General features: G+C 63.2%; 9 protein-coding genes. 7 read left to right on the top strand and 2 right to left on the bottom strand.

Annotated features, from left to right (window positions below):
• Positions 1-144: 144 nt before the first annotated feature.
• The 7 genes from pip to CAY82_RS01810 all read left to right on the top strand — a co-directional run bounded on the left by pip (position 145) and on the right by CAY82_RS01810 (position 8,920).
• Positions 145-1,116: a prolyl aminopeptidase gene (pip, locus tag CAY82_RS01840; protein WP_013974556.1), complete on the top strand. Its 972-nt coding sequence runs from the start codon at positions 145-147 to the stop codon at positions 1,114-1,116.
• Positions 1,113-1,550 (top strand): D-aminoacyl-tRNA deacylase, encoded by a 438-nt coding sequence (gene dtd / locus CAY82_RS01835; RefSeq protein WP_087499693.1) that lies wholly within the window; start codon positions 1,113-1,115, stop codon positions 1,548-1,550. The genes pip and dtd overlap by 4 nt, the downstream gene beginning before the upstream one ends.
• Before the next feature lie 263 nt (positions 1,551-1,813).
• Positions 1,814-3,535: a glucan biosynthesis protein G gene (locus CAY82_RS01830; protein WP_218190823.1), complete on the top strand. Its 1,722-nt coding sequence runs from the start codon at positions 1,814-1,816 to the stop codon at positions 3,533-3,535.
• The gene (gene mdoH, locus CAY82_RS01825) at positions 3,528-6,101 is read left to right on the top strand and encodes a glucans biosynthesis glucosyltransferase MdoH (RefSeq protein WP_087499691.1); all 2,574 of its coding nucleotides are present in this window, start codon (positions 3,528-3,530) and stop codon (positions 6,099-6,101) included. Before CAY82_RS01830 ends, mdoH begins: the two co-directional genes overlap by 8 nt.
• Positions 6,102-6,353: 252 nt before the next feature.
• Positions 6,354-7,151, top strand: a complete 798-nt coding sequence (locus CAY82_RS01820) for a transporter substrate-binding domain-containing protein (RefSeq protein ID WP_024087841.1) — start codon at positions 6,354-6,356, stop codon at positions 7,149-7,151.
• 79 nt (positions 7,152-7,230) lie between these two features.
• Entirely contained in the window at positions 7,231-8,193 is a 963-nt protein-coding gene (locus CAY82_RS01815; protein WP_087499690.1) for an amino acid ABC transporter permease, read from the top strand.
• Positions 8,186-8,920 carry an amino acid ABC transporter ATP-binding protein gene (locus CAY82_RS01810; protein WP_063912406.1) on the top strand — a complete coding sequence of 245 codons (735 nt, stop codon included), beginning with the start codon at positions 8,186-8,188 and terminating at the stop codon, positions 8,918-8,920. Before CAY82_RS01815 ends, CAY82_RS01810 begins: the two co-directional genes overlap by 8 nt.
• A 110-nt stretch (positions 8,921-9,030) precedes the next feature.
• Here the strand turns inward: CAY82_RS01810 and CAY82_RS01805 are convergent, their stop codons facing one another.
• Together CAY82_RS01805 and CAY82_RS01800 are read right to left on the bottom strand one after the other, a co-directional pair.
• Positions 9,031-10,974 carry a methyl-accepting chemotaxis protein gene (locus CAY82_RS01805; RefSeq protein ID WP_087499689.1) on the bottom strand — a complete coding sequence of 648 codons (1,944 nt, stop codon included), beginning with the start codon at positions 10,972-10,974 and terminating at the stop codon, positions 9,031-9,033.
• A 193-nt stretch (positions 10,975-11,167) separates the two neighbouring features.
• Positions 11,168-13,084 carry a methyl-accepting chemotaxis protein gene (locus tag CAY82_RS01800; RefSeq protein ID WP_087499688.1) on the bottom strand — a complete coding sequence of 639 codons (1,917 nt, stop codon included), beginning with the start codon at positions 13,082-13,084 and terminating at the stop codon, positions 11,168-11,170.
• Between the last annotated feature and the right edge of the window lie 81 nt (positions 13,085-13,165).

Below are 13,165 nucleotides of genomic sequence, written 5' to 3'. Positions count from 1 at the left end.
CCGTGGCTAGCGGAAATCCTGACGTCGTGGCCGGTTCGGAGGTGCTAAATAGTTGTACCAAGAACTCGCTGCAGACACATGCTCAAAGCGCAATTCAGGTTTATGATGCCCAACGGCAGATTAAATCCTCACACGGAGTGCGCAATGCAGACCCTGTACCCGCAGATCAAACCCTACGCCCGGCACGATCTGGCCGTGGAAGCGCCGCATGTGCTGTATGTCGACGAAAGTGGCTCGCCAGAAGGTCTGCCGGTGGTATTCATCCACGGCGGCCCGGGCGCCGGTTGCGACGCCCAGAGCCGCTGCTACTTCGACCCCACCCTGTACCGCATCATCACCTTCGACCAGCGTGGCTGTGGTCGCTCCACGCCGCACGCGAGCCTGGAGAACAACACCACCTGGCACCTGGTCGAGGACCTGGAGCGCATCCGCGAGCACTTGGGCATCGATAAATGGGTGCTGTTCGGCGGCTCGTGGGGTTCCACCCTGGCCCTGGCCTACGCCCAGACCCACCCCGAGCGGGTGCATGGCCTGATCCTGCGCGGCATCTTCCTGTGCCGACCCCAGGAAATCCAGTGGTTCTACCAGGAAGGCGCCAGCCGCCTGTTCCCGGATTACTGGCAGGACTACATCGCGCCGATCCCGCCGGAAGAGCGTGGTGACTTGGTCACAGCCTTCCACAAGCGCCTGACCGGCAACGACCAGATCGCCCAGATGCACGCGGCCAAGGCCTGGTCCACCTGGGAGGGCCGTACTGCCACCCTGCGCCCCAACCCGCTGGTGGTCGATCGCTTCTCCGAGCCGCAGCGCGCGCTGTCGATCGCCCGTATCGAATGTCACTACTTCATGAACAATGCCTTCCTCGAGCCGGACCAGCTGATCCGCGACCTGCCAAAAATCGCCCACCTGCCGGCGGTGATCGTGCATGGCCGCTATGATGTGATCTGTCCGCTGGACAACGCCTGGGCCCTGCACCAGGCCTGGCCGAACAGCGAATTGAAGGTAATCCGTGACGCTGGCCACGCGGCTTCCGAGCCGGGCATCACTGATGCCTTGGTGCGTGCCGCCGACCAGATGGCCCGGCGTCTGCTCGACCTGCCCCTGGAAGAAGCATGAGGGGCTTGCTGCAGCGCGTGCGTGGCGCGCGGGTGGAGGTAGCGGGGGAGGTTGTGGGGGCCATCGACCAGGGTTTGCTGGTGCTGGTGGCAGTAGAGCCTGAAGATACCCGTGAGCAGGCCGATAAGCTGTTGCACAAGCTGTTGAACTACAGGGTGTTCAGCGATGAGCAGGGCAAGATGAACCTGTCGCTCAAGGATGTCGAGGGGGGCCTGTTGCTGGTGTCGCAGTTCACCCTGGCAGCAGATACCCGCAACGGCATGCGCCCGAGCTTCTCGACGGCAGCGCCACCGGCTCTCGGTGCCGAGTTGTTCGACTATCTTTTGCAGCAAGCAAAGGCTCGGCACGCCGATGTGGCAAGCGGGCAATTCGGCGCAGACATGCAGGTACACCTGGTCAATGATGGCCCTGTAACATTTATGTTACAAATGTGAGGACAAAAAACCCCTTGTTCACAGGAAAACAAGGGGTTTTGTACGATAAATAGTTGTTCCAGCCTGATGCGTTGTCACGCGACCTGCTGGATAATCGCGCGCTGCATGGACCTGCGTTCGCAGGTTCGTTTCACTCTGACTCGAGTATTGTCTGGATCCGTTTGGGGAATCATTACGCCCTCACGGGGTCCGAACAGTGCTCGCCAACCCGGCATTTGTCGCTGGCCGTTGGTTTCATGATCTGTTTTCGGCGAGGGTTGCTCGTGATTGTTAGTCCCCAAAAAGCATCAAGAATCCCTGGCGTCCGGCTACGCAAGGCGCTGATGGCCAGTGTGGCACTGGTCGGCCTGATGAGCGCGGGCCAGCTGTGGGCATTCAATCTTGACGATGTTGCAGCCAAGGCAAAGGATCTGGCCGGCCAGAAGTACGAAGCACCGAAAAGCAACCTGCCGGCGGTATTCCGTGACATGAAGTTCGCGGACTACCAGAAGATTCGCTTCCTGCAGGAAAAGGCCGAGTGGGCCAAGGACAAGACCCCGTTCAAACTGTCGTTCTATCACCAGGGCATGCACTTCGACACCCCGGTAAAGATCAACGAGGTCACCGCCACCAAGGTCGAGGAAATCAAGTACGACCCGAGCCGCTTCGAGTTCGGTGATGTGCCGCACGACCCGGACACCACCAAGAACCTGGGATACGCCGGTTTCCGCGTGCTGTACCCGATCAACAAGGCCGACAAGCAGGACGAGATCATGACCCTGCTTGGCGCCAGCTATTTCCGCGTGGTGGGCAAGGGCCACGTGTACGGCCTGTCGGCCCGTGGCCTGGCCATCGACACCGCGCTGCCGTCGGGCGAGGAGTTCCCGCGCTTCACCGAGTTCTGGGTCGAGAAGCCCAAGCCGGCCGACAAGCACCTGGTGATCTACGCCCTGCTGGACTCGCCGCGCTCCACCGGCGCCTACAAGCTGACCCTGCGCCCGGGCAACGACACCGTAGTCGACGTACAGTCCCGCGTGTTCCTGCGTGACCATGTCAGCCGCCTGGGCATTGCCCCGCTGACCAGCATGTACCTGTTCGGCCCTAACCAGCCGTCCAAGGTCCTCAACTACCGCCCGGCCCTGCACGACTCCGAAGGCCTGTCGATCCATGCCGGTAACGGCGAGTGGCTGTGGCGCCCGCTGAACAACCCGAAACACCTGGCTGTGAGCAACTTCAGCGTCGAGAACCCGCGTGGTTTTGGCCTGATGCAGCGCCAGCGCGCCTTCAGCGACTACGAAGACCTCGACGACAACTACCAGAAGCGCCCGAGTGCCTGGATCGAGCCGAAGGGTGACTGGGGCAAGGGCACCGTCGACCTGGTCGAAATCCCGACTGCCGACGAGACCAACGACAACATCGTGGCCTTCTGGAGCCCGGAGAAGCTGCCTGAGCCAGGTAAGCCGTTCGAGTACGCCTACCGCTTGCACTGGACCATCGACGAGCCCAAGTTCCAGGCCCCGCAGCTGGGCTGGGTCAAGCAAACCCTGCGTTCCACCGGCGACGTCAAGCAGTCCAACCTGATCCGCCAGCCAGACGGCAGCGTGGCCTTCCTGGTCGACTTCGCTGGCCCGGCACTGGCCGCCCTGCCGGAAGACACCGCCGTGCGCAGCCAGATCAGCGTGGGCGACAACGCCGAGGTGGTCGAGAACAACCTGCGCTATAACCCTGAGACCAAGGGCTGGCGCCTGACCCTGCGTTTGAAGGTCAAGGAAGCCAACAAATCGACCGAAATGCGTGCCGCGCTGGTGCGTGACGTGCCGGTCGAAGCCGCCAAGCCTGCCAAGGATGCCAAGCAGGACAAGGCAGCAGCCAAGCAAGCCAAGGCCGAGAAAGCCGCCAAGGCCGAACAACCTGCCGCCGATGCGGCGCCCACCAACGGGACCCCGGCCACCACCGAGAAGGTGCTGACCGAGACCTGGAGCTATCAGTTGCCTGCCGATGAGTAACTCAAGCGCAAGGCCGGAATCGCTTCGCGAGTACCTGGCCCACCTACCACTGAGCGACGAGCAACGGGCGGAACTCGCCAGCTGCACGTCGTTCAGTGAGCTGCACCAACGCCTGGCGGCCAATCCGGCCGCCAGCTCTGCCGAGGCCGTGCAGGCCTCGGTGGGCCCGCGCCTGACCATAGGCAGCGCCGCCGAGCTGGAAGACGCCGAAATGCTTGGCGTCGACGGCAGCGGCCGCCTGTGCCTGAAGATCGCCCCGCCGATCAAGCGCACCAAGGTCGTGCCCGAGCCATGGCGTACCAACGTGCTGATCCGCATATGGAGACGCATGACTGGCCGCACCAACGCGCCGCAGCCGCCCAAACGCGAGCTGCCACCAGCCCGTTGGCGCACGGTCGGCTCGATCCGTCGTTACATCCTGCTGGCGCTGATGATCGGCCAGACCATCGTTGCCGGCTGGTACATGAAGGGCATCCTGCCGTACCAGGGCTGGTCGTTCGTGGACTTTGACGAAATCGTCAACCAGCCGCTATGGGACACAGTGGTGCAGGTATGGCCGTATGCCTTGCAGACGTCCATCCTGATCCTCTTCGGCATACTGTTCTGCTGGGTGTCGGCGGGCTTCTGGACCGCGCTGATGGGCTTCCTCGAGCTGCTCACCGGGCGCGACAAATACAAGATTTCCGGTAGCAGCGCAGGCAACGAGCCGATCGCGCCCGAGGCGCGTACCGCGCTGGTGATGCCGATCTGCAACGAAGACGTGCCACGTGTGTTCGCCGGCCTGCGCGCAACGTTCGAATCGGTGGCCGCCAGCGGCAACCTCGACCGTTTCGACTTCTTCGTGCTCAGCGACACCAATGACACCGACATCGCCGTGGCCGAGCAACAGGCCTGGCTGGACGTATGCCGCGAAACCAAAGGCTTCGGCCGCATCTTCTACCGCCGGCGCCGGCGCCGGGTGAAGCGCAAGAGCGGCAACCTCGACGACTTCTGCCGTCGTTGGGGCGGCGAGTACAAGTACATGGTCGTACTCGACGCCGACAGCGTCATGAGCGGCGAGTGCCTGAGCAGCCTGGTACGCCTGATGGAGGCCAACCCGGACGCGGGCATCATCCAGACCGGGCCGAAAGCCTCGGGCATGGACACCCTGTATGCGCGTCTGCAGCAGTTCGCCACCCGCGTGTATGGCCCGCTGTTCACCGCTGGCCTGCACTTCTGGCAGTTGGGCGAGTCGCACTACTGGGGCCACAACGCGATCATCCGCATGAAGCCGTTCATCGAGCACTGCGCCCTAGCGCCGTTGCCGGGCAAGGGTGCGTTCGCCGGTGCGATCCTCTCCCACGACTTCGTCGAAGCCGCGCTGATGCGCCGCGCCGGCTGGGGCGTGTGGATTGCCTACGACCTGCCGGGCAGCTACGAAGAGCTGCCGCCGAACCTGCTCGACGAGCTCAAGCGCGACCGCCGCTGGTGCCACGGCAACCTGATGAACTTCCGCCTGTTCCTGGTCAAGGGCATGCACCCGGTGCACCGTGCGGTGTTCCTCACCGGGGTCATGTCGTACCTGTCGGCGCCGCTGTGGTTCCTGTTCCTGGTGCTGTCGACCGCGCTGCTGGCGACCAATACGCTGATGGAGCCGCAGTACTTCATCGAGCCGTACCAGCTGTACCCGCTGTGGCCGCAGTGGCACCCGGAGAAGGCTGTAGCGCTGTTCTCCACCACCATCGTGCTGCTGTTCCTGCCCAAGCTGCTCAGCGTCATCCTGATCTGGGCCAAGGGCGCGACCGAGTTTGGCGGGCGCATCAAGGTCACCTTGTCGATGCTGATGGAGATGCTGTTCTCCATGCTGCTGGCACCGGTGCGCATGATCTTCCACACCCGCTTCGTGCTGGCCGCGTTCCTCGGCTGGGCCGCGACCTGGAACTCGCCGCAGCGTGACGACGACTCCACGCCGTGGAGCGAAGCGGTGCGCCGCCATGGCCCGCAGACCCTGCTGGGCATTGCCTGGGCAGCGTTGGTGGCCTGGTTGAACCCGAGCTTCCTGTGGTGGCTGGCGCCAATCGTCGGTTCGCTGGTGCTGTCGATCCCGGTTTCGGTGATTTCCAGCCGCACCCGCCTGGGCCTGGCAGCCAAGGACGAGAAGCTGTTCCTCATCCCCGAGGAGTACGCCACCCCGCAAGAGCTGCTGGCCACCGACCAGTACACCCACGAAAACCGCTGGCATGCCCTGCATGACGGCTTCGTGCGGGCTGTGGTCGACCCGCGGCAGAACGCCCTGGCCTGTGCCATGGCCACTGCCCGTCATGGCCAGGCGGCGCCGATCGAGGCACTGCGCGTCGAGCGCGTGGCCAAGGCGATGGAAGTCGGGCCGCAAGGGCTGGACCTCAATACTCGCCTGGCCCTGCTCAGCGACCCGGTGGCGCTGACCCGCCTGCACGAGCAGGTCTGGGCCGAGCACAATGCGGCGTGGATCAACGTGTGGCGTGCATCGATCAAGAACGACCCGCATTCGCCGCTGTTGCCGCTGCACCCGGAGAATGAAGGCCAACCGGCACTCGTCGGCGCCTGATCGGGCCTCTTCGCGGGCACGCCCGCTCCCACAGGTACTTCACAGCCTTTGAGGCATGCGCTGTACCTGTGGGAGCGGGCGTGCCCGCGAAGCTTTTAGGGCCCTCCCTCGATTTTGGCCAACAAAGTCCCCCCCGGCTCTAGGTCCCCGAGCCGCCATGCGTTAGCATCCCTCTCCGATATGACGCATCGGCCGCTACGGCCATGCCAACAATAAGATTCGCTACTTTTCTTGCTAGGGGACTTGGTGATGATCAAGAAATACCTTTCGCGACTGCTGGTCGGTGTCACCGCCCTGGTCGCCGTGACGGCGGCCCAGGCGGGCGCTATCGATGACGCGGTCAAGCGCGGCACCCTGCGGGTGGGCATGGATCCGACCTACATGCCGTTCCAGATGACCAACAAGCGTGGCGAGATCATCGGTTTCGAAGTCGATATCCTCAAAGCCATGGCCAAGTCGATGGGCGTCAAGTTCGAGCCGGTCTCCACCGCGTATGACGGCATCATCCCGGCCCTGCTGACCGACAAGTTCGACATGATCGGCAGCGGCATGACCCTGACCCAGGAACGCAACCTGCGCCTGAATTTCAGCGAACCCTTCATCGTGGTTGGCCAGACCCTGCTGATCCGCAAGGAGCTGGCGGGCGAGATCAAGTCGTACAAGGACCTGAACAACGAGAAGTACCGCATTACCTCCAAGCTCGGTACCACCGGCGAAATGGTTTCCAAGAAGCTGATTGCCAAGGCCAAGTACCACGGCTACGACAACGAGCAGGAAGCGGTGATGGACGTGGTCAACGGCAAGGCTGACGCCTTCGTCTACGACGCGCCGTACAACGTGGTGGCAGTGGACAAGGCCGGTGCCGGCAAGCTGCTGTTCCTCGAAGAACCCTTCACCTACGAGCCGCTGGCCTTCGGCCTGAAGAAAGGCGACTACGACAGCATCAACTTCATCAACAACTTCCTGCACCAGATCAAGCATGACGGGACCTACGATCGTATTCACGACAAGTGGTTCAAGAACAAGGACTGGCTGAAGGAAATGGAATAAGGCCCAGGCCACAAGCCCGGCTTTATGACCCCGACGCGCAGGCAAACCCTGCGCGTTCGCATTTACGGAAGTACCCCACGTGATCAAACACAAGAAAGCCCAGTGGCCCTGGCACGGTTTGACTGCCCTGGTCCTGGTGGGCCTGGCGTTCAGCCTCTACATGGCCACCTCGATGATTTCCTACGAGTGGCGCTGGAACCGCGTACCGCAGTACTTCGCCTACAAGGCCGAGGAAGCACAGCGCGCCGCCGGTTACGGCACCGTGCAGGAGATTGTCATCTCGGGCGACAATGCCCGTGTCACGCTGAAAGATGAGAACGGTGCCGAGCAGGTACTCGACGTGGCCAAGGACAGCCTGCAGCTGGCCCGCGGCGACGATGTGGCCGAAGGCGACCAGATTGGCGTCACCCGCCACTGGGCGGCCGGCCCGCTGGTCTGGGGGCTGTGGACCACCCTGTGGATTTCGGTGGTTTCCGGCGCCCTGGGCCTGCTGATCGGCCTGTTCGCCGGCCTCTGCCGGCTGTCCAGCAACCCCACCCTGCGTGACCTGACGACGGTGTATGTCGAACTGGTGCGCGGTACCCCGCTGCTGGTGCAGATCTTCATCTTCTACTTTTTCATCGGTACGGTGCTCAACCTGTCACGCGAGTTTGCCGGGGTGGCCGCACTGGCGCTGTTCACCGGCGCCTACGTGGCAGAAATCGTTCGTGCCGGCGTGCAGTCCATCGCCAAGGGCCAGAACGAAGCGGCCCGGTCGCTGGGCCTGAACGCGGGCCAGTCGATGCGCCATGTGATCCTGCCGCAGGCGTTCAAGCGTGTGCTGCCGCCTTTGGCCGGCCAGTTCATCAGCCTGGTCAAGGACACCTCGCTGGTCTCGGTGATCGCCATCACCGAACTGACCAAGAGCGGCCGCGAGGCCATCACCACCTCGTTCTCGACCTTCGAGATCTGGTTCTGCGTGGCAGGCCTGTACCTGCTGATCAACCTGCCGCTGTCGCACCTGGCAAGCCGGCTCGAGCGGAGGCTTGCGCAAAGTGATTGAAGTCCGTGACCTGCTGAAAGTCTTCGACACCCGTGGCCACGTGGTCCGGGCTGTGGATAACGTCACCACCCAGGTCGCCAAGGGCGAAGTGGTGGTGGTGCTCGGCCCGTCGGGTTCGGGCAAGTCGACCTTCCTGCGCTGCCTCAACGGCCTGGAGCATTTCGACGAAGGCCATGTGGCCATCGACGGCCTGCAACTGGCCGACCCCAAGACCGACATTAACGCCTACCGCCGCGAAGTCGGCATGGTGTTCCAGCACTTCAACCTGTTCCCGCACATGACCGTGCTGGAAAACCTGTGCCTGGCGCAGAAGGTGGTGCGCAAGCGTAACAAGGCCGACCGCGAAGCCAAGGCCAGGGCGTTGCTGGAGAAAGTGGGCATCGCGCAGAAGGCCAACGAATACCCGTCGCGCCTGTCCGGTGGCCAGCAACAGCGGGTGGCGATCGCCCGCGCCCTGGCCATGGATCCGAAAGTGATGCTGTTCGACGAGCCGACCTCGGCGCTTGACCCGGAAATGGTTGGCGAGGTGCTGGACGTGATGAAGACACTGGCCCAGGAAGGCATGACCATGGTCTGCGTTACCCACGAAATGGGCTTTGCCCGTGAAGTGGCGGACCGCGTGCTGTTCTTCGACCATGGCAAGCTGCTGGAGGATTCGGCCCCGGCCGCGTTCTTCGCTGCGCCGAAGGACCCACGCGCTCAGGCGTTCCTGCGCCAGGTGCTTTAACCGCACCGGCTTCTTCGCGGGTAAACCCGCTCCCACAGTAACTGCACCATTTTCGAGGGGGGCGCAGGACCTGTGGGAGCGGGTTTACCCGCGAAGCAGGCGACGCGGTTTCAGATGTTGAACCGCCCCACCAACCCCCGCAACTGCTGCCCCAGCTGTTCCAGTTCCCCACTCGACGCCGCCGTCTGCTCACTGGCCGCACTGGTCTGATCCGACACATCGCGCACATTCAGCACACTGCGGTTGATCTGCTCGGCCACCACGCTCTGTTCTTCGCTGGCCGTGGCGATCTGCTGGTTCATGCCCTGAATGTTAGACACTGTATCAGTGATCTGGCTCAGGGCCTGGCCAGCCTTGCGGCTCAGCTCCACGCTCTGCTCGGTGAGGTTCTTGCTATTGTCCAGCAAGCGGGTGACCTCGTCGGTGCCATGGTGCAGGCTGTCGATCAGTTGGCCGATCTCTTCAGTTGCCGTCGAGGTGCGCTGCGCCAGCCCGCGTACTTCATCCGCCACCACGGCGAAACCGCGCCCGGCCTCACCTGCGCGTGCTGCTTCGATGGCCGCGTTCAGGGCCAGCAGGTTGGTCTGTTCGGAAACTGACTTGATCACATCCAGGATGCTGCCAATGCGCTGGCTTTCGCCGGCCAGGTGCTGCATGGCCGCCAGGCAATGGTCCATCTGCCCAGCCAACTGCTCGATACGGCCAATCGCTTCGCCCACTACCTGGTCGCCCATTTGTGCCTGCTGGTCGGCGTTAGTGGCAGCAAATGATGCCTGCTCGGCGTTCTGCGCCACTTCCTGTACGGTCGCGCTCATCTGGTTCATGGCCGTGGCCACCTGGTCGGTTTCCTCACGCTGCTGGCTGATCCGCTGCTTGGTATCCTCGCTGCTGGCGGCAAGCTGCGAGGCAGCCTGCGACAGTTGCCCGACGCCTTGGTCGATGCCACCGATCAGTTGACGCAGGCTCATGGTCATTTCGCGCATGCTGGTTTGCAGCTGGCCCATCTCGTCGCGGCGTTGCACCGGCTCGACCTGGCTCAGGTCGCCTTTGGCGATGCGCCCGGCCACGTCCAAGGTCTGGCGCAGCGGCTGGGTGATCTGCAAGGTGATCAGCCAACCCGCCACCACACCAACGACCAATGCCAAGAGGGCAACAATGGTCAGTAGCGAGCGGGCCTCCAGGGCTTCCCTATCACGCTGCTCTATCTTGCGTTTGCCAAGCTCCAGACTTACCGCGCGCAGTTCGTTGCCCATGTTTTCCATGTTGTTTTGCAGCTGTTCGACACGCACTGCAGCCCGACGATATTCATCCAGGCTGGTGCGGTACTTGGCCAGCTCCTCCCCGGGCTGCTGGGTGAGTGCACGGGGCAAGCCGAGTGGCGCAAGGCCTTTGAGCAATTGCGCAAGGCTGCTATCGGCGGCATCCAGTGAACTGTCGCCGACCTTGGCGAAGCTTTCTACGGGGGAAAAGGTATAAGCCGGAACCAGGCTCTGCTGGTTGGCACCGTCGACATGTCGGCTGAGCGTATCCATGAGCCCCAGCATACCGCCTTGCTGGCTGTCGGCAGGCATTCTCAGCAAGGCCTGGGTTTGGAGATCATCGATCACGTCATTGAGCTTCTGCTCCTGGGCCTGCATGGCCTGGCGCAGGGCGACACGTTTGGCGACAGTATTCTCCAGCTCGCTGAAATCGTCGCGCAAACGCTGCAGCAACGTCAGCTTTTCGGTCAGCATCTGCCGGGATTCATCCACACTGCTGCGTTGTTGCAACGTGGTCAGCATGCTATTGAGCTGGTCGAGGATGTTGGCTATCCGCGTTCTGCTGGCGTTGTCGTTGAGTACGCGGTAAGTGATGCGCTCTGCGCGCAGGTCTTTGGTCAGGTCGTTGATCAGGCCGATTTCGCTGAGCTGCTTGGAGCGGGCAATAGCGTCATCCAGCGCGCGCCATCCACTGATGGTCGTTGCCAGGGTAAGCAGCAGGACTACGGCGAAGCCGAGGGCGAGCTTGGCTGCGACACTGATATTACCGAGCTTGCGGTTGAGGTAGCCGAGCATGAGGAGTCTCCGTGCGATTGGGGGCGAGGATGCAGGCGCATTGCTGGCATCACACCTTTGCCAATCGGCAGCGGAGCTGTAGGACTTGACCTGATAATCAGGTAGGAAATTTCACTTCAACATGTAGGGATACTCCACCTGTGCCGGCCTCTTCGCGGGTCTACCCGCGAAGAGGCCATTACAGGCGACCTACCTAGAGCCTGAACCGCCCCACCAACCCTTGCAGGTGGGTACCCAACCGCGCCAGCTCCACGCTGGAGCTGGCTGTCTCTTCACTGGCCGCCGAGGTCTGGTCAGAAATATCCCGCACGTTCATGACGCTGCGGTTGATCTCTTCGGCCACGGCCGTCTGTTCCTCCGCCGCAGTGGCGATCTGCTGGTTCATGGCCTGGATCGACGACACGGTGCGGGTGATGGTTTCCAGCGAGCTGCCGGCGCGACGGGTCAGTTCGACGCTGCTGTCGGTCAACTGGCGGCTGCTGTCCATCACGCTGGCCACCCGCTGGGTACCGCTCTGCAGGCCGGCAATCAGCTCTTCGATCTCTTCGGTCGATTGCTGGGTGCGCTGCGCCAGGCTGCGCACCTCATCGGCCACCACGGCAAAGCCACGCCCGGCTTCGCCGGCACGGGCCGCTTCGATCGCCGCGTTGAGGGCCAGCAGGTTGGTCTGCTGGGCCACCGACTTGATCACGTCGAGCACGCTGCCGATCTTGTCGCTTTCGGCCTTGAGCTGGTTCATCGCTTCGCTGGAGTTGACCACTTCGTCGGCCAGGCGCTCGATCTGCGCCACCGCCTCGCCCACCACTCGGTCGCCTTCGCGGGCTTGTTGGTCCGCCATCAAGGCGGCTTCCGAGGCTTGCTCGGCATTGCGCGCCACCTCATGCACGGTGGCGGTCATCTGGTTCATGGCGGTCGCCACCTGATCAGTCTCGACCTTCTGGTTGTTGACCCCGGCGCTGGTCTGCTCGGTCACCGCCGACAGCTCCTCGGCAGCGCTGGCGATCTGCGTGACGCCATCACCGATGCCACCGATCAGTTCGCGCAGGCCCTGGGTCATGCGCTGCATGCTGGCTTGCAACTGCCCCAGTTCGTCACGGCGTTGTACCGGCAGCTCCTGGGTCAGGTCGCCACTGGCCACGCGTTCGGCGGCGCGCAGGGTCTGGCGCAGCGGGATGATGATCTGCCGGGTGATGGCCCAGGCCGCCAGCAGGCCGAGGGCCAGGGCCACCGCGGTGGCCACGGCGAGCAGGGTCTTGGCCTGGGCCGCACCGGCGTCACGCACTTCGGTCTGCGAGAGGGTCATCGCCTGGCTGGTCTGCAGCAGTACCGTGCCTTGCTCGGCCATGCGCTGCAGGGCTTGCTCACTGGTGGCCTGGGCATTGCCGAACTGGGTAACCGCGTCGCGGTAGCCACCCAGGGCGGTGGTGGCATCGTCCAGGCTGGCAGCGTGCTCCGGCGGCACTTTGGCCGGCAGCGCACGCAGCTCGGCCAAGGCCTGGTCGATGGCCTTGAGCGCCGTTTGCTGGAAGTCGGCGTTGCCGCTGTAGGTATAGCCACGTACCTGGAAGCGCGCCTGCTGCAACAGGGCGCTGACCTCCACCGCGTGCTGGTACTGGCTGATATCGCCACCTTGCAGCAGGCCCCGCTGAACCCGGCCGATCAGTTCCGCAGCCTTGTCGGCGCTGTCGCCCAGCACACCACGGCTGGCTTCGCGGCGCTGGCCGGCTTGCTTCAACTCGCTGAACGCCTGCTGGTAGCTACGCACGGCCTCGCGCTGTTGCTCAAGGCGTTGGCGGTCGGTGGGCTGTTCGATCTGCCCAACCATCAGCTGCACCTGGCGATCGAGGTTGCCCAGGGCTTTTTCCAGCTCTGCCACCGAGGTTTCGTCAGGCTGGCGCTGGTAATGCTGGCGGGCGATGCGCAATTCCTGGGTGTACTGCTGGATGACCGAGATGTTACCCAGCTTGTCGCCACGGTCGATGATGCTGTCCATACCGTGCCAACCGGTCAAGGTAATGGCCAGGGTCAACAGCAACACGAGGCCGAAGCCCAACCCCAGTTTGCGATTGACGCTTACATTGCCCATCGAACGGACGAACCATTGATACATATACGACTCCCCGGCGGTATGGCAGCACGAAAAATTGTTGTGTTGCCAAGACCATCGGCCAGGGAGAGGGAAACTTGATGG

It is taken from the genome of Pseudomonas sp. SID14000 (genome assembly GCF_002165135.1).
Lineage (GTDB): Bacteria > Pseudomonadota > Gammaproteobacteria > Pseudomonadales > Pseudomonadaceae > Aquipseudomonas.
The sequence above is the reverse complement of the archived record's forward strand: the minus strand, read 5'-3'. Positions and strand labels throughout refer to the sequence as shown.

Coding starts and splice junctions, on each gene's coding strand:
- CAY82_RS01805 (WP_087499689.1), bottom strand. CDS start 10,974: ATGCTCGGCTACCTCAACCGCAAGCTCGGTAATATCAGTGTCGCAGCC.
- mdoH (WP_087499691.1), top strand. CDS start 3,528: ATGAGTAACTCAAGCGCAAGGCCGGAATCGCTTCGCGAGTACCTGGCC.
- CAY82_RS01800 (WP_087499688.1), bottom strand. CDS start 13,084: ATGTATCAATGGTTCGTCCGTTCGATGGGCAATGTAAGCGTCAATCGC.
- pip (WP_013974556.1), top strand. CDS start 145: ATGCAGACCCTGTACCCGCAGATCAAACCCTACGCCCGGCACGATCTG.
- dtd (WP_087499693.1), top strand. CDS start 1,113: ATGAGGGGCTTGCTGCAGCGCGTGCGTGGCGCGCGGGTGGAGGTAGCG.